Annotated in this window: 17 protein-coding genes and 1 riboswitch; of the genes, 7 read left to right on the top strand and 10 right to left on the bottom strand. The window is 71.4% G+C overall.

The window, feature by feature from the left end; all coding sequences use genetic code 11:
* Positions 1-4 precede the first annotated feature (4 nt).
* The 9 genes from paaC to thiC form a co-directional block, all read right to left on the bottom strand.
* Entirely contained in the window at positions 5-784 is a 780-nt protein-coding gene (gene paaC, locus K7W41_RS12870; RefSeq protein WP_224609115.1) for a 1,2-phenylacetyl-CoA epoxidase subunit PaaC, read from the bottom strand.
* On the bottom strand, positions 781-1,359 hold the full coding sequence (locus K7W41_RS12865; RefSeq protein ID WP_224609112.1) for a phenylacetic acid degradation protein: 579 nt from the start codon (positions 1,357-1,359) through the stop codon (positions 781-783). Before K7W41_RS12865 ends, paaC begins: the two co-directional genes overlap by 4 nt.
* 107 nt (positions 1,360-1,466) lie before the next feature.
* Positions 1,467-2,429, bottom strand: coding sequence for a 1,2-phenylacetyl-CoA epoxidase subunit PaaA (gene paaA / locus K7W41_RS12860; protein WP_221090006.1), 963 nt, complete (start codon positions 2,427-2,429; stop codon positions 1,467-1,469).
* Positions 2,430-2,532: 103 nt separating this feature from the next.
* Positions 2,533-3,318, bottom strand: a complete 786-nt coding sequence (thiD, locus tag K7W41_RS12855; RefSeq protein WP_224609110.1) for a bifunctional hydroxymethylpyrimidine kinase/phosphomethylpyrimidine kinase — start codon at positions 3,316-3,318, stop codon at positions 2,533-2,535.
* A complete protein-coding gene (locus K7W41_RS12850) occupies positions 3,315-4,223 on the bottom strand; it encodes an NAD(P)/FAD-dependent oxidoreductase (protein WP_224609108.1) in 909 nt (302 codons plus the stop codon). Before K7W41_RS12850 ends, thiD begins: the two co-directional genes overlap by 4 nt.
* 163 nt (positions 4,224-4,386) lie before the next feature.
* Positions 4,387-5,187, bottom strand: coding sequence for a thiazole synthase (locus K7W41_RS12845; RefSeq protein ID WP_224609105.1), 801 nt, complete (start codon positions 5,185-5,187; stop codon positions 4,387-4,389).
* A gap of 2 nt (positions 5,188-5,189) precedes the next feature.
* On the bottom strand, positions 5,190-5,384 hold the full coding sequence (thiS, locus tag K7W41_RS12840; protein ID WP_224609102.1) for a sulfur carrier protein ThiS: 195 nt from the start codon (positions 5,382-5,384) through the stop codon (positions 5,190-5,192).
* A complete protein-coding gene (gene thiE, locus K7W41_RS12835) occupies positions 5,381-6,214 on the bottom strand; it encodes a thiamine phosphate synthase (RefSeq protein WP_224609100.1) in 834 nt (277 codons plus the stop codon). Before thiE ends, thiS begins: the two co-directional genes overlap by 4 nt.
* Complete coding sequence (thiC, locus tag K7W41_RS12830) at positions 6,207-8,042, bottom strand: phosphomethylpyrimidine synthase ThiC (protein WP_224609097.1); 1,836 nt, start codon at positions 8,040-8,042, stop codon at positions 6,207-6,209. The genes thiE and thiC overlap by 8 nt, the downstream gene beginning before the upstream one ends.
* Before the next feature lie 190 nt (positions 8,043-8,232).
* A riboswitch (TPP riboswitch) is annotated at positions 8,233-8,344 on the bottom strand.
* Positions 8,345-8,414: 70 nt separating this feature from the next.
* On the opposite strand from thiC, the gene K7W41_RS12825 reads away from it, so the two are divergent.
* The 5 genes from K7W41_RS12825 (at position 8,415) to cax (ending at position 13,434) form a co-directional block, all read left to right on the top strand.
* A complete protein-coding gene (locus K7W41_RS12825; protein ID WP_224609094.1) occupies positions 8,415-9,953 on the top strand; it encodes a hypothetical protein in 1,539 nt (512 codons plus the stop codon).
* A gap of 42 nt (positions 9,954-9,995) precedes the next feature.
* Positions 9,996-10,379 carry a RidA family protein gene (locus tag K7W41_RS12820; RefSeq protein ID WP_224609091.1) on the top strand — a complete coding sequence of 128 codons (384 nt, stop codon included), beginning with the start codon at positions 9,996-9,998 and terminating at the stop codon, positions 10,377-10,379.
* Positions 10,369-11,163 (top strand): hypothetical protein, encoded by a 795-nt coding sequence (locus tag K7W41_RS12815; protein ID WP_224609088.1) that lies wholly within the window; start codon positions 10,369-10,371, stop codon positions 11,161-11,163. Before K7W41_RS12820 ends, K7W41_RS12815 begins: the two co-directional genes overlap by 11 nt.
* 77 nt (positions 11,164-11,240) lie before the next feature.
* The gene (locus K7W41_RS12810; protein WP_224609085.1) at positions 11,241-12,203 is read left to right on the top strand and encodes an aldo/keto reductase; all 963 of its coding nucleotides are present in this window, start codon (positions 11,241-11,243) and stop codon (positions 12,201-12,203) included.
* An 85-nt stretch (positions 12,204-12,288) separates the two neighbouring features.
* On the top strand, positions 12,289-13,434 hold the full coding sequence (cax, locus tag K7W41_RS12805; protein WP_224609082.1) for a calcium/proton exchanger: 1,146 nt from the start codon (positions 12,289-12,291) through the stop codon (positions 13,432-13,434).
* 174 nt (positions 13,435-13,608) lie between these two features.
* Here cax and K7W41_RS12800 read toward each other — a convergent pair whose 3' ends face one another.
* Positions 13,609-14,760, bottom strand: a complete 1,152-nt coding sequence (locus tag K7W41_RS12800; protein WP_224609079.1) for an FAD-dependent oxidoreductase — start codon at positions 14,758-14,760, stop codon at positions 13,609-13,611.
* Positions 14,761-14,888: 128 nt separating this feature from the next.
* On the opposite strand from K7W41_RS12800, the gene K7W41_RS12795 reads away from it, so the two are divergent.
* Both K7W41_RS12795 and K7W41_RS12790 read left to right on the top strand, forming a co-directional pair.
* Positions 14,889-16,208 carry a SpoIID/LytB domain-containing protein gene (locus tag K7W41_RS12795; protein WP_224609075.1) on the top strand — a complete coding sequence of 440 codons (1,320 nt, stop codon included), beginning with the start codon at positions 14,889-14,891 and terminating at the stop codon, positions 16,206-16,208.
* The gene (locus K7W41_RS12790; RefSeq protein ID WP_224609072.1) at positions 16,205-18,964 is read left to right on the top strand and encodes an LPS-assembly protein LptD; all 2,760 of its coding nucleotides are present in this window, start codon (positions 16,205-16,207) and stop codon (positions 18,962-18,964) included. The genes K7W41_RS12795 and K7W41_RS12790 overlap by 4 nt, the downstream gene beginning before the upstream one ends.
* The last annotated feature ends 13 nt before the right edge of the window (positions 18,965-18,977 follow it).

Below are 18,977 nucleotides of genomic sequence, written 5' to 3'. Positions count from 1 at the left end.
ATCTCTACCAGACCTCCGCGTTCGGGTGTTCGCGGGCCACGCGCTGCATCTCGGCCAGCAGGGGCGCGAGGTGCTCGGTGTGGACGGTGCGGGGGGCCGACTCGGCGCCGGCCTGAGGCAGGGTCAGGCCGCATTTGCCGGTCAGATGCCGGGTCACGAGGTCGTGCCAGCGGGCGTGAACGGCGCCCAGGTCAGGCAGGAGTCCTGCCTCCACCAGTTCGGCCTCGCCCTCGACGAGCTGAAACAACTGGGCCGCGTGGGGCCACAGCTCGTTCAGGGCCGTCTGGGTGCGGCGGCGGCTTTCCTCGGTGCCCAGGGCGAGGCGCTCGGCCCACAGCGCCGTGTGCTGCACATGGAATTTCTCCTCGCGCACGGCCTTGGCGGCCACCGCGGCCAGGGGCGCGTAGCTGCTGCGGGTGGCGGCTTCCAGCCACAGGGCTTCAAAGGTGTCGTACAGAAACTGGCGCAGCATCGTGAAGGCCCAGTCGCCGCGCGGCAGCTCCACGAAACGGGTGTTCGTGTACTCGTCGGCGCCCCGGAAGAAGGCCAGGCGGTCGGGGTCGCTGCCGTCAAGGTCGGTGCGCAGGCCCAGATACAGGGTTGCGTGGCCCAGTTCGTCCTGGGCGATGTTCGCCAGGGCAATGTCCTCTTCCAGAATGGGCGCGTGCCCGGTCCATTCGCCGCCCCGGTGGGCCAGGATAATCTCGTCGTCGGCCAGGGCGGTCAATCTGCGAATCAGGGCCTGGGTCTGGGCGGTGCTCAGGGCTTCGGTGGCGGCGGTCATGCGCCCTCCTCGGTGGGGGCGCGGCCCGGCATCAGGCCCGCGCGCTTCAGTTCCCCGATGTGGCGGCCAATCACGCCGTAATACTGCTGCTGCTTGTAGGTTTTTTCTTTGGCGGGGGCAAACCAGCTTTCGACCGTACCGGGGTCCTCGTCGGTGCGCACGGCGGCACGGTCCGGGAACACCAGCCACGCCAGGGCGTCCGGGTGGGCGGCCTGGGCCTGTCGCAGTGCGTCGCCAGGACCAGCGGCCTGCACAGTGCCCACCAGGTCCACAAAGGTCATGGAGCGTTTGTGGGTGCGCTTCACGCCCAGGTGGTAGGTGCCGGCCTCGCCCGCCGTGTCCAGCACCGCCGGGCGGGTCGTCAGTTCTTCGGGGGTGGCGGTCAGCAGGTCGCTCTCGCGCACGCACCACAGGCTCACGGCGGCGGGGCGGCGCACAAAGACGTTGCGGGCGGTCAGCAGGGCGTGCTGGGGGTCACCGGCATGGACGCTGCCCACGGCCTGGTGGGGCCGCCCGGGGGCGTCCTGCTTGAACACTTCCCAGCGGGGCCACTGGGTGTCGGGGTGGGAATCCATCTGAGTCATCGTGTCTCCGGCAGCAGGTGAGTGGTCCGTGGCGAATGGGTAGTGGAAAAGATGCAGGTCCACTTCCCACTGACCACTTCCCACTCACCTTCAGAAGGTCAGTCCGCTGCGTCCGCCCGCTGCCGGTCCGTGTACGCCTGCAGCGCCTCGCGCACCCAGGCGCCGTCGTCGTGGGCGGCCTGGCGGGTGCCCAGGCGCTCCCTGTTCAGGCCCTGCTCACCCTTAATGACGGCCCAGAACTCGGTCCAGTCAATTGGGCCGTGGCGCCAGTTGCCCTGCTCGTCCTGGTGCAGGTCGGGGTCGGGGATGGTCAGGCCGGCTTCCAGCAGTTCGGGCACGTGCTCATTAATGAACTCCTGGCGCACCTCGTCATTGGTCTTCAGCTTGATGCCCCACTTCGCCAGGGCGCCCGTGTTGGGGCTGTCGGCGTCGTGCGGCCCCAGCATCATCATGGCGGGCCACCACCAGCGGTTCAGGGCGTCCTGGGCCATCTGCTTTTGCTCGGGGGTGCCCTGGGCGTAGGCCACGATCATTTCCTTGCCCTGCTTGTGGTGGAAGGTTTCCTCGCTGCAAATGCGCACCATTGCGCGGCTGTAGGGGCCGTAAGAACAGCCCGCCAGCATGGTCTGGTTCTTAATGGCGGCGCCGTCCACCAGCCAGCCGATCATGCCCACGTCCGCCCAGGTGTGGGTGGGGTAGTTGAAGATGCTGGAGTACTTGGCCTTGCCGCTCAGCAGGGCCTGGAGCATCTCCTCGCGGGTGGCGCCCAGCGTTTCGGCGGCGTGGTAGAGGTACTGGCCGTGCCCGGCCTCGTCCTGCACCTTCGCCATCAGGATCGTCTTGCGCTTCAGGGTGGGCGCGCGGGTGATCCACTCGCCTTCAGGCAGCATGCCCACCACTTCGCTGTGGGCGTGCTGGGAAATCATGCGGATCAGCTGGCGGCGGTATTCGGCGGGCATCCAGTCGCCGCTTTCTATTTTTTCGCCACGCGCAATGCGGGCTTCGAATGCGGCGTGCTGTTCGGCGGTTTCGCCGTTGGGAAAGGTCTGGGGTTGGGTCATGGGGCCACCTCCATTGAGAGTTGTCCCCCAGTGTACCTAACGCTCGTTAGGCTGGGTGTGGCGCAGGTCGCACAGCAGGCAGCCAGGCGAACGAAAGACCCCGTCAGGTCAGGCCGTGGCCCGCTGAGGCGGACAGATGGGCATGGCCCTGGGCCGCGCGGGCGTGTCCCAGCGGGCCGTGCCCGGCGCCCAGCCCTGGCGCGTGCCGCAGGGCCGCTTGCAGGTAGGCGTGGGCCAGCCGAACCGCGTCTGGCAAGGGCTGGCCCCGCGCCAGCTGCGCCGTGATCGCCGCCGAGAGGGTGCAGCCGGTGCCGTGGGTGTGGCGGGTGGGCTGCCGGGGCGCGGTCAGGGTGAAGCGGTGTTCACCGGCCCGCAGGTCATCCACCACCATTTCGCCCGGAACATGCCCGCCCTTGAGCAGCAGCGGCAGGTCAGGGGGGGCGCCCGCCGCCTGCAAGGCCGTCCACTCTGGGGCGTTGGGCGTGACCAGGGTGGCCAGCGGCAGGAGGTCGTGCAGCAGGGCGTCCAGCGCGTCGGGGGCCAGCAGGGGGTCGCCGCTCTTGGCCAGCATCACCGGGTCCACCACCAGCGGCAGGGCCCGGGGCCCCAGCGCGCCCGCCACCGCCTGAATGATGGCCGCGTTGCCCAGCGCCCCCGTTTTCACCGCCGCCACCGGAAAGTCCGCCAGCACTGCCTCCAGCTGCGCCGAGACCTGTTCGGGCGGCAGCGGCCACGCGCCCTGCACGCCGCAGGTGTTCTGCACCGTGATCAGGGTGACGACACTGGTGCCGTATACGCCATGCGCCTCAAAGGTCTTCAGGTCGGCCTGAATCCCGGCCCCACCCCCAGAATCCGAGCCCGCAATGCTCAGGGCCACCGGCACCGTCATGCGGGCACCCCCGCCTGCACCAGCGCCAGCACCCGCGCCGCCGTGGCCGGGGCCAGCAGCGCGCCGTGCCGCCCGTGGCCGGCAGCGACCAGCACGCGGGGCAGGCCAGGGTGCGGCGCCACCAGCGGCATTCCATCTGGGGTAAAGGGGCGCAGGCCCACCAGCCGCGTCTGCACCGGGGCGGTGACGCCTGGCACCAGTTGCCCGGCCACCCCCATCAGCCAGCGGCTGGCATGCGCGTCAGGCGTGGTGGCCCACGAGGCGCGGGCGGTGGCGCCCACGTACACGCCGTCGGGGCGCGAGAGGGCGTAGCGGGAAAAGCCCCGGGTGGGCGGGCCGTACACCGCGCCCACCTCGGCGGGGCTGTCCAGCAGCAGGGCCTGCCCCTGCACGGGCCGCACCGCCACCCCAAAGGCCGCGCTCCACACCCCTGCCGCCAGAACCACCGTCTGGGCTGTCCAGCCCCCTGCATCTGCCACCACCGTCACCCCACGCGGCCCCGGGTGTAGGGCCAGCACCTGGGCCCGCCGCACCTCTACCCCGGCCCGCGCGGCGCGCACCACCGACGGCGGGTGCAGGCGGGCCTCGCCAGGGGTGACGGCCTCTCCCCCACCGGGTTGCCGGCGGCGCACCCCTTCCCGGTAAAAGACCGGCTGCCCGCTGGCCCTTTCCAGGGCGGCCACCAGCGCGGGCCAGCGCCGCAGACTGTCCAGCGCCTCGGCGTGCGGGGCGGTGCCGCGCAGCCCCTCGCCGTCCGGGGTCAGCAGGCCCGCCGCCGCGCGCCACGCGGCCCCCCGCCGCCCCGCGTCCAGCACCAGCACGTCTGCCCCCGCCTGCCGCAACGTGAAGGCCACCAGCGCGCCGATCAGGCCGCCGCCCACCACGATGACTTCGCGGGCGGTCATGGGCGGGACGCGCTGGGGTCGAGAAGTTCAGAAGTCGAGGCGTCGAGAAAAAGCCCTTCTCGACCTCTAGACGCCTCGACCTCTCGACTGGTGCCCCACCACCGGCCCCGCCCTTGACCCCAGCCCCCCTTAGACCCTTTGACTCTTCGACCCTTAGACCCCCTCACACCGGCACCTCCGGATCAGGCAACCGGGGCACGCCCGGCACCGGACTGCTGGGGCTGGCGTGCGTGCGCGCCGCCATGCGCCCGGCCAGGAACGCCGCGCGCCCGGCCTGCACGCCCAGGGCAAAGGCGTGGGCCATGCCCACCGGGTCGCGGGCTTCGGCAATGGCGGTGTTCACCAGCACGGCGTCCGCACCCAGTTCCAGGGCCTGGGCGGCGTCGCTGGGCACCCCCAGGCCCGCGTCCACGATGATCGGCACCCCCGCGCCGTCCAGCACGGTGGTCAGCAGGTCCGGGGTGCGCAGGCCGCGCCCGCTGCCAATAGGGCTGGCCAGGGGCATCACAGCGGCGCAGCCGGCCCGTTCCAGTGCGCGGGCCAGCACCGCATCGGGCTGCACATAGGGCAGGACGGTGAAGCCGTCGGCGGCCAGTTCTTCGGCGGCGGCCAGGGTGCCCACCGGGTCGGGCAGCAGGTAACGGGCATCCGGAATGACTTCCAGCTTGATCCAGGTCGTGCCGGTGGCGGCGCGGGCCAGCCGGGCCACCCGCACGGCCTCGGCGGCGGTGCGGCAGCCAGCGGTGTTGGGCAGCAGGTGCAGGCGGTCCCAGTCCAGCGCGTCCAGCAGGCCGTCGTGGCCGGGGGCCTTCAGGTCCACGCGGCGAATCGCCACGGTGATGATCTGCGCGCCGCTGGCGGCCAGGGCCTCGCGCATCAGGCCAAAGTCGCGGAATTTGCCGGTGCCGGCCAGCAAGCGCGAAGTGAAGGGACGCCCGCCCAGGTGAAACGGATCAGCCTGCACCCTCAGCCACCCCCCAGAATCCGCACGATTTCGATGACATCGCCGTCCTTCAGTGCACGGTCCGGCACGCGGGCGCCGGGATAGAAGTCGTCATTCACCGCCACCGCCACGCGCGCCGGGTCCACGTTCAGGTCGCGCAGCAGCGCCCACAGGGTCAGGCCGGGGGTGGAGGGGTGGGGCTCGCCGTTCACGATCATGTGCCCACCCCCGGGCGCAGCGCGGCGCACAGTTCAGCCGCCGCCTGCGCGGGGTCGCGGGCGTCCAGCACCGCGCGCACCACCGCCACGCGGCGGGCGCCCGCCGACAGCACCTCGTGCATGTTGCCCGCGTCCAGGCCGCCAATGGCGTACCAGGGCACGTGGGGGCGCAGCGCCGCCACCTGCCGGATGTAGGCCAGCCCGGCGGGCGCGCGGCCCGGCTTGGTGGGGGTGGCGTACACGGGGCCAGCGGCAATGTACGCGGGCTGTTCGGCCAGCGCGGCGATGGCCTGCGCGGGCGCGTGCGTGCTGAGGCCCACCAGCAGCCCCGGCGCCAGCCCGTGCGCCCAGGCGGGCGGCAGGTCGCCCTGGCCCAGGTGCACCCCATCGGCGCCGCAGGCCACCGCCACGTCCACACGGTCATTGATAAAGAACGGCACCCCGCGCGCCTGCGCCAGGTCCGCCACCCGGCCCCCCAGGGCGATGTAAGGCCGCGCCTCCCAGTCTTTGCAGCGCAGTTGCAGGGTGTCCACGCCGCCGTCCAGGGCCGCCGCAATTCGCGCCAGGAACTCGCCCTCTGGCTGGCCGGGGCGCGGCGTGGCCACCAGGTACAGGTGCCCCAGGGGGCAGGGCGAGAGGTCCAGGGGGCCAGAGGTCGGAGCAACAGGGTGGGCTTTGGGCGCCTGTTCGGTGCCGGTCGAGAAGTCCAGGGGTCGAGAGGTCGAGACCCCCCCGGCGCGCTGGGGGGCTACCTCTTGAAAAAGACCGGCCTGACCCTCATCCGGGCCCCCTCGACGGCTTGACGCCTCGACTTCTCGACCCTCACTCATGGCCTGCCCCCAGATAAATCTCGCCGCCCAGCGCGCGGAACTCCTGCGCTTTGGCCTCCAGCCCGGCCAGCACCTCGGGGGCGCGCAGGTCGTGGCTGAGCTTCATGGAGCAGAACTGCGGGCCGCACATGGAGCAGAAGTGCGCGGTCTTGGCGGCCTCGGCGGGCAGGGTCTCGTCGTGCAGGGCGCGGGCGTGCTGGGGGTCCAGGGACAGGTTGAACTGGTCGGCCCAGCGGAACTCAAAGCGGGCCTTGCTCAGGGCGTTGTCGCGGGCCTGGGCGCCGGGGTGCCCCTTGGCGAGGTCGGCGGCGTGGGCGGCAATCCGGTAGGCAATCACGCCGTCGCGCACGTCCTGGCGGTCTGGCAGGCCCAGGTGTTCCTTGGGGGTCACGTAACACAGCATCGCCGTGCCGTACCACGCGATCTGCGCGGCGCCAATGGCCGACGTGATGTGGTCGTAGCCGGGCGCGATATCCGTGGTGAGCGGCCCCAGGGTGTAGAAGGGCGCTTCCCCGCACACCTCCAGCTGGCGGGTCATGTTCTCGCGGATCAGCTGCATGGGCACGTGGCCGGGGCCTTCAATCATGGTCTGAACCCCGTGCTTCCAGGCCACGCGGGTCAGCTCGCCCAGCGTGTCCAGTTCGGCAAACTGCGCGGCGTCGTTGGCATCTTCAATAGACCCGGGGCGCAGACCGTCGCCCAGGCTGAAGGTGACGTCGTAGGCGGCCAGGATCTCGCACACTTCGGCAAAGTGCGTGTACAGAAAGTTCTCCTGATGGTGCGCGAGGCACCACTTGCCCAGGATGCTGCCCCCGCGCGAGACGATGCCGGTGCGGCGCCGCGCGGTCAGCGGCAGGTGGGCCAGGCGCACGCCCGCATGCACCGTCATGTAATCCACGCCCTGCTCGGCCTGTTCAATCAGGGTGTCGCGGTACACCGCCCAGGTCAGGTCCTCGGCCACGCCGCCCACCTTTTCCAGCGCCTGATAGATGGGCACAGTGCCCACCGGCACGGCGCTGCCGCGAATGATCCACTCGCGCGTGGGGTGAATGTGGCGGCCCGTGGACAGGTCCATCACGGTATCGGCCCCCCAGCGCGTGGCCCAGATCATCTTGCCCACCTCCTCCGGAATGGAACTGGTGACGATGCTGGTGCCCAGGTTGGCATTCACCTTCACGCGGAAGTGGCGGCCAATGACCGTGGGTTCCAGTTCCGGGTGGTTGATGTTGGCGGGAATCACCGCGCGGCCCCGCGCCACCTCGGCGCGCACGAACTCGGGGGTGATCTCGCGCGGGATGCTCGCGCCGAACGCCTGCCCGGGGTGCTGCGCGGTCAGGTCGAAGGCGTCTTCCTGGCGCAGCGACTCGCGCAGGGCCACAAATTCCATTTCCGGCGTGATCTCGCCCCGGCGCGCGGCCTGCAACTGGGTGATCTCGGCGCCGGGGCGGGCGCGGCGGGGCAGCGGCACCCGGGGAAAAGGCAGCGGGCCGCTGCGGTCCAGTTCAGGGGCCACGCGGTGAGGGTGCAGTTCAAGCCGGGCGTCACCGGCCAGCCAGGGGCGGGCGTGCCCCAGCCCGGCGCGCAGATCCACGGTTACGGCGGGGTCGGTGTAGGGGCCGCTGGTATCGGGGACCAGCAGCGGGGGGTTGGGCACGCGGCGGGTCAGCTCGCCTACACGCACCAGGGTGGGCGACTGGTGAATGCGCCGCGCAGGCACGCGCACGCCGGGGTGCCGGGTGCCGCGCAGGTATACCTTCTCGCTGCCGGGAAAGGGGGTGGTCAGGTCGGCGTCCAGGGTGGGCTGGGGCAGGTCAGGCAGGGTGGGCATGGGGCCTCCGAAAGGCAACAGAGCAGGGACGGCCGGGCGCGCGGGGCGCACAGCAAAGGCGGTGAGAACAGACACCGGAGATGAACCGCAGACCGCTTCAGCCGGCGGTATTTGTGGACTTTTTGTTTAGCGAATCAACACGACAACGCCCCCCTCACGCGCTTCGGAGGGGGGCAAAACCCACATGTGGCCTTGGCACCCGTCACGCTCCCTCCGCTGGCACAAACCAGATCAGGTTCCTAGGGTTAGGCTTGGCGCGCCCTCTCAGCCGCTCCACTTGAGCGGCACCCCTGGTGACTGCGGCGAGTGTACACCGCGCCCCGGAAAAATCAAGGCGGGCGCCTGGGCCGACGCAGGTGCTTTACTGAACCTGTGTTCACTGCGCCCCCACCCCGGAGCTGGCTTCTGCTCACCCTCGCCCTGCTGCCCCTGACGCTGCCCGCCGCCCGCGCCCAGGACGAGCCGCGCGCCCCGGTGAAAACCAGCACCCAGACCTGCGGCGCCTACACCCTGCGCCTGGCCGAAAACGGCTTCGACGACCCCGAAGACCGCGTGAGCCTCGTGCGGGGCGGCGCCACCTACGCTTCGGTCTCCGACACGGCCGTCAGCGTGGACTGGTGCCGCGACGTGACCGGCGACGGCGTGCCGGAGGTGCTGCTGGCCGGCTTTTCGGGCGGGGCGCACTGCTGCTTTACCCACACGCTGTATTCGCTGACCACGCCGCCGCGCAAGCTGCTGACCTACTTCAGCGCGCACAGCGACACGCTGACGCCCCGGCAACTGGACGGCAAGGGCCCGCTGGAACTGCTGGCCGCCGACTGGCGCTTTGCCTACGCCTACGGCCTGAGTTTTGCCGAGAGCATTCCGCTGCCGGTGGTGCTCTCGTACAGTGGCGGGCAGTATGTGGACAACAGCCGCGCTTTCCCCGGCGTGCTGCGCGGCCTGATGACCAAAACCGTGACCGACAAGACCGGCGGCGGCGAGGTGCTGGCCGATTACGCCACGTTGCTGGCCATTGGCAAACCCGGCGAGGCGCAGGCGTTCGTGCAGAAGCTGCCCGCCCGCTTCCGCACGTGGCTGGGCAACTATGGCCCGGATATCCGCCGCGCCATGAACGACTACGGCCTGAGCGACTGGCCGCTGCGCGCGGGCGTGCCCTTCAGCGCCCCGCGCCGGGGGCTGGGGGGCTCGTTCAGTGGCCCCGGCGTGCGCGAATACCTGGGGCTGGTGGGGGGCGGCGCCCAGGCCACGCTGCGGCTGTACCGCGCCCAGGGCGGCCAGATCGTGGCGGGCCCGCCGCTGATGACGGTCCCGGCGCGGCAGGTCGAGCCCGATTATCTGGACACCGCCTGGGTTCCCCTGGCGACCGTGCGCCGCGCGGGGGGCCGCGACGACGTGCTGGTGCGCGACGAACGCAGCGGCGGCATGCGCTACGTGGCCTACCGGGTTTCGCCCACGCGTCTGACCGAACTGACTGACGATCCCCTGGCGGTGACGGCCGGCCTGCTGGGCGACCTCAATACGCTGGCCAAGCATGTGGGGGCCAGCTATACCCAGACCACGCCGCCCCGCACCGCCGCCCAGAAAGCCGAGGTGCAGCGCCGTATTGACGTGGCAGCGGCCCGCGCCAAGCCCTGGCTGGCCACGCTGGACAGCCCAGAGTTGAAAAACCTGCCCCTGGAGCGGCTGGGCAACTTCACCTTCGACAGCCTGGACCTGACCGTGGACCGGGCGGATCAGGCGCAGGTGGCGCTCCCCGTGACGCTGAGCTTCGCCGATGACAAGACGAACAGCGAATACATTGACGGCGACCGTTACACCCTGACCGTGAACCTGCAGCGCGGCGCGCAGGGCTGGGCGGTGCAGTCCTGGACGCTGAGCCCGCGCAAGGGCGAACTGTACGAGGACTGAGCGCCACCCCACGCCCACCCCGGCCCCGATAAGCTGGCCTCCATGCGGCAGAACATCAGCAGTGGCAGTCCGTGGGAAACGCAGGTGGGGTATTCGCGGGCGGTGCGGGTGGGCAACATGGTGCAGGTGGCCGGCACCACCGCCACCGTGAACGGCGAGGTGGTGGGCATAGGCGACCCCGCCGAGCAGACCCGCGCGATTCTGGGCATTATTCGTCGGGCCCTGGAAGCGGCGGGCGCCCGGCTGGAAGACGTGACCCGCACCCGCATTTACGTTACAGATATCGCGCGCTGGGCCGAGGTGGGCGCGGCCCACGGCGAGGTGTTCGGCGACATTCGCCCCGCCACCACAATGGTGCAGGTGGCCGCCCTGATTGACCCCTTGCATCTGGTGGAAATCGAGGCCGAGGCGATCATTGCGACCTGAGGCGCGCCTGGCTGGCCTGCTGGCCCTGGACCGGCAGCTGCGCGCGGCCCTGGGGGCCGACCCACGTTTTTCGCACGTGGTCGCCTACGGCAGCGTGCCGCAGGGCCGCGCCGACGCCTGGAGCGACCTGGAGTACTGGGCCTTTCTCGCCCCTGGCGCAGCGGTGAGTGCCGAGGGCTGGCTGCGGGCACACTTACCTGTGCAGCACTTCGTGGTCAACGAGTTCGGCACGCCCACGGCCATCCTTCCGAGCCTGCGCCGCGTGGAACTGCATGTCGAGGCCGTCACCCGTCTGCCCGAGGTGGAAACCTGGACCCCGCAGCAGGTTCACCCCGCGCGCATGCTGGTCAGGGACACAGACGGGCAACTGGCCGGGCATCTGGCGGTGCTGGCCACGCGCCGCGCCGACCCGGCGGGTGAAGGGCCACTGCTTCTGGACCGCCTGCTGAACTGGCTGGCCTTTGGGCTGAATGTGCTGGCGCGCGGCGAGCGCGTGCGGGCCCACGAACTGCTGGGCTGGGTGCAGGGCGGCTTATTGCGGCTGGCCCGCCTGCACGAAGGCGCAACCGGACACTGGCCGAATGCCTCGCGCGCGGCCGAACAAGAGCTCAGCGCAGCCGCCCTGGGCCGCTACGCCAGCGTCACGGCAGACCTCGCCGGACTGGAACAGGCGTATACCCACGCCGTGGCCTGGACCCTGCAGCTGGCGGAGGACCTGGGTCTGCCCCTGTCGGTGGCGCTGGCCGCCGAGTTGCGGGCGTGGCCGGACCACATGGCGCCGTAGCCTGTGGGCATGACCCAACGCCCCTGTGTCCTCTGGCCCCGCCTGTTCCTCCACCGCACGGCCCTGACGAGGGGCGCTTGAGCCCCTGGCCCCCCGGCGCCCCCCGGCTGGGCCTGGGGCTGGCCGCGCTGGGCCGCCCCGGGTACATCAACCTGGGCCACGGCGCGGACCTGCCCGGCAAGGGGGTGGACGACCTGCGCGTCCAGACCTGGGCGGTGCTGGACGCGGCCTGGGCGGCGGGCGTGCGGTACTTCGACGCCGCGCGCAGCTATGGCCGGGCCGAGGTCTTTCTGGGTGAGTGGCTGCAAGAGCGGGGACACACGGGCGCGGTGATTGGCAGCAAATGGGGCTACACCTACGTGGCCGACTGGCGCACCGAAGCCGAGGTGCATGAGGTCAAGACCCACGACCTCGCCACCCTGGCGCGGCAGTGGCCCGAAACCCGGGCGGCGCTGGGCCGCGCGCCAGACCTGTACCTGATTCATTCGGCCACGCTGGATTCGGGGGTGCTGGACAGCGCCGGGGTGCTCTCGAAGTTGGCAGAACTGGCCGGGCAGGGCGTGCGCGTGGGCCTCAGCACCAGCGGGCCGGGGCAGGCCCAGACCCTGCGCCGCGCCCTGGCCGTGCAGGTGGACGGCGCCTGTCCGTTTGGCGCCGTGCAGGCCACCTGGAATCTGCTGGAGCCCTCGGCGGGCCCCGCCCTGGCCGAAGCCCACGCGGCGGGCTGGACCGTGGTGGTCAAGGAAGCGGTGGCCAATGGCCGCCTGAGTGCCCGTGGCCTGACCGGGCAGGGCGATGTGCCCCCGGCGCTGCAGGACGCCGCCCACGCCCTGGGCGTGACCCCGGACGCCGTGGCCATTGGCGCCGCACTGGCCCAGCCCTGGGCCGACGTGGTGCTCAGCGGGGCGGGCACGCCGGAGCAACTGGCGCAGAATCTGGCGGCGCAGCGGGTGACCGTGAACGCTGCGCCGCTGCTGGCCGCTTTGACGCAGGAGCCCGCCGCCTACTGGGCGGCCCGGTCGGCCCTGCCCTGGACCTGAAAGGCCACTTCACGCGGGCGCCCGGCCGGCCTTCATGTCCACTTGCCCCAGCCGGGCCAGCTGGGGACGCGCTTAGACTGCCCGCATGCCCATGAATCTTCTGCTGGGGTTCATTCCCCTCAGCCTGCTGCTGAAGTACGTGACGCACGCCCCGCCGCTGTGGGTGTTTGCCACCGCCGTGCTGGCCATCGTGCCGCTGGCCGACTGGCTGCGCAAGGCCACCGAACATGTGGCCGCGCACGCTGGCCCCACCATTGGCGGGCTGCTGAACGTGACCTTCGGCAACATGGCCGAACTCATCATCGCCATTTTTATTCTGCTGGACGGCAACGTGCAGGTGGTCAAGGCGCAGATCACGGGGTCAATCATCGGCAACGCGCTGCTGGGGCTGGGGCTGGCGATTGTGGCGGCCGGGTTTGTCAGGGGCGGCACACGGCAGAAGTTCAACGCCGCCAACGCCGGGCAGCTCAGCGCCATGCTTTTTCTGACGGTCATTACCCTCACGCTGCCCGCCATCTTTGACTACACCGAGCAACTGCCCGGCTTTGCCACCGGGGCCGCCGCCCGCGCGGGCCTGGACGAACGCCTGAGCATTGGCGTGGCGGTGCTGCTGATCGTGGTGTATCTGCTGAACCTCGTCTACACGCTGGTGACGCACAAGGACGTGTTCGCCGTGAGTGAAGAGGCCGGGCACGGCCACGGCCCCGAGAAGCCCTGGCCGCTGGTGACGGCGCTGGGCGTGCTGCTGGGCGGCACCCTGCTGATCGCCCTGGAATCGGAAATGCTCTCCGGCGCCCTGGAAGCCACCGCCAGCCAGCTGGGCCTCAGTGAATTCTTCCTGGGGGTGATTGTGCTGGCGGTGGTGGGCAACTTTGCCGAGTACATCGCCGCCGTGTACTTTGCCCGCCGGGGCCAGATGGACCTCGCCGTGAATATCGGCCTGGGGGCCACCATTCAGGTGGCGCTGCTCACTGCGCCGCTGCTGGTGCTGATCGGCGCGGCCCTGGGCCACCCGATGGACCTCGTGTTCAGCTCGCCGCTGGAACTCATTGCGATTATCGCCGTCGCCCTGATCGTCACCAGCGTGACCAAGGACGGCGAAACCACATGGTTTGAAGGCGTGCTGCTGCTGGCGGTGTATCTGGCGCTGGCAATGGCCTTTTTCTTCGTGACCCCCCGCGCCGCCGAGACCGAGGGCGCCCTGCAGGTGCTGCGCGCCCTGGCCGGGTAAAGCAGCAGGCCCTCCTGTCAGCGCCCGGCGGCTCAGGTCCCGGGCGCTGCAGTTCGTAGAGACAGCCTGCGGGGCAGAGGGTCAGCCCTGGTGTCCGTGCCGGGCTGGCCCTCTGGCCCTCTGTTCACCCCAGCGCCCTAAAGGGACGCCCTTTCAGCCATCTGGGGCCCACCTTCAGGCCAGTGCCGCTGCCACCGCCTCTGCCAGCCCCTGCGCCGCGTGCAGGCCCAGCGTGTCGGCCTGCGGGCCCCCCAGCAGCAGCCATGTGTGTTCGTCCAGGACTTCAAAGGTGGGCAGGCCCTCCGGGCGCCCGCCGGGCAGGGCCAGCCACGCGCCCGGCACGTCCGCGAGGCTGCGGCCCAGGTGCAGGGCGTCTGTGGCCAGCACCGGCAGCGCGTCCATCAGCGCCACCAGATCTTCCAGGGTCTCGCGCCGCAGGCCGGTGGGCACCCCGGTCAGTTGCCCGCCTGCAGGCTGGTAGCCGTGCGGGTCGCGCCCGTGCAGCGGCGGAATCAGGGTGTAGGCGCCGTGCTGCGGGCGCAGGGTCAGCCCCCCCGCGCGCAGGACCGGGCTCTGCGCCGTGCTGGGCACCGCGAGGTGCGGGGTCTGGCGGTAGGCGCGGGCGTGGCGGGTGTGCACGCCCAGCGCGCATTCGGCCAGCCAGGGCCCCCCGGCACCGGCCGCCAGCACCACGGCGCGGGCCGGCACGGTCAGGGTCTCATGGGTCACGATCTGGTGGGTGTTCGTGACGGTCAGGCGCTCCAGGCACAGCCGCCCGCCGGGCTGGGGCGCCGCGCGGGTGTTCAGCAGCAGGTCCGCCCCCGCCCGGATGGCCGCCTGCGCGGCGTGCAGGGCCGCGTGGCCGGGGCGGTAGGTGGCGGCGTCCCGGTCCAGTTCGGCCCAGGGCAGCGCGGCCGGGTCCACCAGGGCCAGACTGTCCGGCCAGGGGGCCAGGGCCTCCAGGGTGGGCACGCGCCCGGGGGCGGCCCCGGCGTGCAGGGTCACCAGGGGCCGCGACTCCCAGCCCACGTCGCCCAGGGCCTGCAGGGCCGCGCGGGTCCAGTCGGCGGCCGGGTGCAGCGCGGGGTCCAGGCCCAGGCGGCTCCACACGCCGGGGGCCAGAATGGTCGCGCCTTCCTCGTTGGGCAGGCCGCCTTCTTCCACCAGCAGCACCCGCAGGGCCGGGGCCCGCTGGCGCAGGAACAGCGCGGCGGCGGCCCCCATGCGCCCGGCGCCCACCACGGCCACGTCGTAGGGCGAAGGCGCAAAGGGCTGGCCCACATGGGCCCACACGCGGCCGGGGGAAAGCGGGGGCGGCGCACTCATAGCGGCCATGATGCCGCGACCGCGTGCCCGGGGCCCGCATGGCCCAAGGGCGGCTCAAGGGGGGCGCGCACTTCTCACCGGGCTGTCAGATGGGCGCCAGTCTGGGCTGCGTATACTCGGCCTTGATCATGCCTGAAGGAACTGCTCTGCTTCCCGAGGTGCCGGGGAGCCGCCGCTGCCTGCGCCGCGTGTCTGTGGGCCCCGGCGCGCCTGTGGGGGCCTGGGCGCGGGCCGCGCTCACGGCCGCCCTGGCGCTGCTGGCCCCGGCGGCGGGCGCGCTGAACGTGCGGGTGCTGGTGGCGTCTGGACCGCAGCTGACGGTGCGCCTGCCCCTGACCGCCCCCGCCGCGCCGGGGCTGGGCGTGCCCGCGCCCCTGACGCCAGCGGGCCCCGCCTCCACCCAGACCTGGACCGTGGGGGTCTCGGGGACGCAGCTCACCCTGAATGGCCAGCCCACGGGCAACGCCGCGCTGTACCTGCCGCCCGCGCCCGGGGCCACCGTGGACATTGCGGGCCGCAGCTACCGGGGCGGCCTACACCTGCGCGCCGAGAACGGCAAGGTGCAGGGCATCAACGTGGTGGATGTTGAGGACTACCTGCGCGGCGTGGTGCCGGCCGAGATGCCCGCTTCGTGGCCCCCGGCGGCCCTGGCGGCGCAGGCGGTGGTGGCCCGCACCTACGTGGCTGCCCGCCTGAATCCGGCTGCCCCCTACGACACCTGCGCCACCGAAACCTGCCAGGTATACCCCGGCGTCAGCGCCGAAAAACCCCAGACTGACGCCGCCGTGAACGCCACCCGCGCCCAGGTGGTGGCCTACGGGGGCCGGGCGGCCAGCACCTATTTCAGCAGCGACTCCGGGGGCTTTACGGCCTCCAGCGCCGAGGTCTGGGGCAGCGCCCTGCCCTACCTGAACGCCAAGGCCGATCCCTTCTCGGCCGGGGGGCCGCGCGCCCGCTGGCGCCTGGAGGTGCCGCAAAGCAAGGTGCAGGCCCTGGCGGGCGAGTACGGGGTGCGCACGCCTCTGAAAAGTGTGACGGTCAGCCGCGTCAGCGAATCGGGAAGGCCGCTGGAACTCACCCTGATCGCCAGCGGGGGCACGGTGAAGCTGGCCGGCGCCCGCGCTGGGGGCTTTATCCGCGCGCTGGGGGCGCCGGGCACCCGGGTAACCCTGTCGGGCCTGAACCCCCTGGTGATCGAAGGCAGCGGGGCCGGGCACGGCGTGGGCCTCTCGCAGTACGGGGCGCTGGGGCTGGCCAGGGCGGGTTACACCCACCTGCATGTGCTGGGCTTTTACTACCCCGGCACCAGCCTGGGCACCCTGGCCGCTGGGGGTGAGGGCCAGCCGGTCCTGGCAGCGGGCCCAGTGCTGCCAGGGCTTGGGCTGCCCGGCCTGGACCTCCAGGCCCAGGCCCGGTTGACCGCCGCGCCGGGCGGGGCCGCCCAGTGACGCGGGCGCTGACCCGTCTTCACCCTCGCTCCCGCCGCCCGCTGCTGGGCGCCCTGCTGGCCCTGGGGCTGCTGGGCGGCGCGCAGGCCCGCACCGTCAAGATCATCAGCGCCGATACCCTGGAACTGCGGCAGGTGGACGGCCAGGAACTGGTGATCATTGCCGGCGAGAGCGTGGAACTGCGCGTGGACGACGATGTGGTGCGCGCCAAGCGGGTGGAATTCAACCGCACCCGGCGCACCCTGACCCTGGTGGGCGCGGCCAGCTACCGCAGCGCCAAGGATGCCCAGGACCTGCGCGGCGAGAACCTGGTCGTGGAACTGGGCCAGGAGCAGATCAGCGGCGAGGACGTGCTGATCAGCGACGCGGCGCTGGAGATTCGCGGCGCCGAGGTGGAACGCATTCCGGGGCAACTGCGGGCCACGGGCGGGTATTTCACCACCTGCGCGCGCTGCGGGCGCACCCCGAACGACTACGCCTTCCGCGCCGAGCGCCTGATCGTGTACCCGGGTGACCGCCTCGTGGCCTACCGCGCGCAGGTGCTCCTGGCCGACGTGCCGGTGTTCTTCCTGCCAGTGCTGGTGCTGCCCCTGAACGACAAGGACCGCCAGCCCCGCCTGGAAATCGGCCGCGACGCCGTGGACGGCTACACCGTGCAGGCCGACCTGCCTTTCTCGATTGGCTCCAGCACGCTGGGCACCACCCTGCTGCGCTACTACCAGAACCGCAGCCCCAGCGTGGGGCTGGGCGTCGATCTGCGTTCCTACGCGCCGCTGCCCTACGTGGACCGGGTGAACCTGTACGCGCTGGCCAACCCCAGACCCGTGGGCCAGAGCGGCTACGACGTGGACCTGAATTTCGGCGTGCGTGGGCGGATTCCCCTGGCCACCGCCACCCGCGACCTGGACTACTCGCTGGACGTGACCCGCCGCGACATCGGCCGCGCGGCCACCGACCCCGAGCGCGGCGTGACCCGCGTGAATTTCAGCGCCAGGGCGGAGTATCCCCTCTTCAGCGCCGAATTCAACTACGTCAACCGCTTTGGGCCGCCGCCCACCACCGCGCTGAGCAACGAGGACACGCTGTACCTGCCCGAAGTGGTCGTGGACCCGAAGCCCTACACGAATGGCGGCCTCAGCGCCGACTTCCGCGTGAAAGCCGGGCGGTACACCGGGCGCGTCAATCCGCTGGCCCGCAGCGTGGCCGGCCAGGGCCCGAACATCACCACCAGCCGCCTGGAAGAGCAGCACACCATCTCGTACACCGCCAAACCCTGGCGGGACGCCGACCTGACGCTGAACAACTCGTTTACCGGGCGCTATTACGGCACCGGGGCCCGCACGGTGGACCTGCGGCTCAGCGGCCAGCTGACCCAGCGCTTCAACACCACGAATTCGTTCACGGTCAGCGCCGCCTACAACCGCATAGAGGGCACCAGCCCCTTTGCGTTTGACGCCCTGAGCGGCCGCCTGCTGGAAGCGCCAATCAGCGTGAGCGTCAACACCGTGCCCGTGCGCGACGTGACCTTCAGCGTGAGCAGCAGCCGCAACCTGTTCGCGCGCCCGGCGCAGCAGCCCACCACCTTCACCCTGAATGTGAACCGGAGGCCCCTGACCCTGGGCTCCTCGGCCACGGTGGACCTGCTGGACAAAGAACTGGATGCGTTCAGCTTCAATGCCACGCTGGCCGACGCGGATGCCGGCAAGGTCACCGTGACCCCCGCCCAGCCGGCCACAGGCACCACTCCGGCCCGTCCGGCCACCGCCACCCGCACCAGTCGCTGGCCCGCACCAAAACTGAGCCTGACCGCCAGCGGCAGTTACACCAAAGAACAGGGCCCCGGCCCGCTGACCGTGACCGCCACGGTCAATGGGGACGAGCGCAGCGACTTCTTCTCGGCGTCGGTCACGCACGCCATGCGCACGCCGGAGATCACGGCCGTGGGTGTGCGCTACAACCTCAGCGGCACGCGCGACACGGTGCTGAACAGCCTGCGCCTGTCGGGCAGCGAGACCCTGAATCCGCCCACCGGGCAGCTGGTCGGTGACGCCACACTAACTTGGCGCGGGCGCTACGAGTTCAAGACGACGCACAACCTCCGCCTCGTGCGTGTTCCTGGCGCCACCGACAGCGGCACCCTCTTCTTCAGCGTCGGTACGGTGGGCGGCGCCGCCACCAACTGGAACCTGTCCTACGGCGGCCCCTACGATCTGGGGCGCGGGGGCTTTACCCGCCCGGCCCTGACGGGCAGCTTCAACACCACGCGCCCGGGACAGAGCCTCTCGCTGACCGCTGCCGTGAACACCCCCGGCCTGGACCAGCCGCGCCTGGAACTGGCGCGCGCAGACGTGAGCGCGGCCTGGAACGCCGAACGGTTCTCGGCCTCGGGCCGCGCGATCTACACCCGCACCCGCGAGGGCACCTTCCCGGACGATAAGGCCCGTGACCGACTGTCGCTGGAACCGCTGCGCTTCAGCCTGGGCCTGGGGCGCGCGGGGCAGCCGCCCGGCGCCTACGTGACCCTGGGCCTGCGCCAGAGCTTCGAGTGGCTGGACGGCGTGCGGCAGAACCCGCAGCCGCTCTCACCCGTGCTGGGCCTGACCATTGACCGCTGCTGCTGGGCGCTGCAGGCCGAAGCCGACCTGGGCCTGCGCCGCTTCCGGGTGGCGGTGGGCCTGCCGGGCCAGACCTACTACCCCCTGTTTGACCTGGAGCGCGACCGCGTGAACGTGCCGCTGCTGCCCACCCTGCCCTGACCCCCCGGAGGTC

The sequence above is a fragment of the Deinococcus multiflagellatus genome, from assembly GCF_020166415.1.
GTDB classification, from domain to species: domain Bacteria; phylum Deinococcota; class Deinococci; order Deinococcales; family Deinococcaceae; genus Deinococcus; species Deinococcus multiflagellatus.
This window is presented reverse-complemented; position numbering and strand designations above follow the sequence as displayed.

Bases quoted from the DNA above. Each gene is read 5' to 3' on its own strand.
- cax (WP_224609082.1), top strand. From the start codon at position 12,289: ATGCCCATGAATCTTCTGCTGGGGTTCATTCCCCTCAGCCTGCTGCTG.
- K7W41_RS12800 (WP_224609079.1), bottom strand. From the start codon at position 14,760: ATGAGTGCGCCGCCCCCGCTTTCCCCCGGCCGCGTGTGGGCCCATGTG.
- thiD (WP_224609110.1), bottom strand. From the start codon at position 3,318: ATGACGGTGCCGGTGGCCCTGAGCATTGCGGGCTCGGATTCTGGGGGT.
- paaA (WP_221090006.1), bottom strand. From the start codon at position 2,429: ATGACCCAACCCCAGACCTTTCCCAACGGCGAAACCGCCGAACAGCAC.
- thiE (WP_224609100.1), bottom strand. From the start codon at position 6,214: ATGAGTGAGGGTCGAGAAGTCGAGGCGTCAAGCCGTCGAGGGGGCCCG.
- K7W41_RS12795 (WP_224609075.1), top strand. From the start codon at position 14,889: ATGCCTGAAGGAACTGCTCTGCTTCCCGAGGTGCCGGGGAGCCGCCGC.
- K7W41_RS12865 (WP_224609112.1), bottom strand. From the start codon at position 1,359: ATGGATTCCCACCCCGACACCCAGTGGCCCCGCTGGGAAGTGTTCAAG.
- paaC (WP_224609115.1), bottom strand. From the start codon at position 784: ATGACCGCCGCCACCGAAGCCCTGAGCACCGCCCAGACCCAGGCCCTG.
- K7W41_RS12850 (WP_224609108.1), bottom strand. From the start codon at position 4,223: ATGACCGCCCGCGAAGTCATCGTGGTGGGCGGCGGCCTGATCGGCGCG.
- K7W41_RS12820 (WP_224609091.1), top strand. From the start codon at position 9,996: ATGCGGCAGAACATCAGCAGTGGCAGTCCGTGGGAAACGCAGGTGGGG.
- thiS (WP_224609102.1), bottom strand. From the start codon at position 5,384: ATGATCGTGAACGGCGAGCCCCACCCCTCCACCCCCGGCCTGACCCTG.
- thiC (WP_224609097.1), bottom strand. From the start codon at position 8,042: ATGCCCACCCTGCCTGACCTGCCCCAGCCCACCCTGGACGCCGACCTG.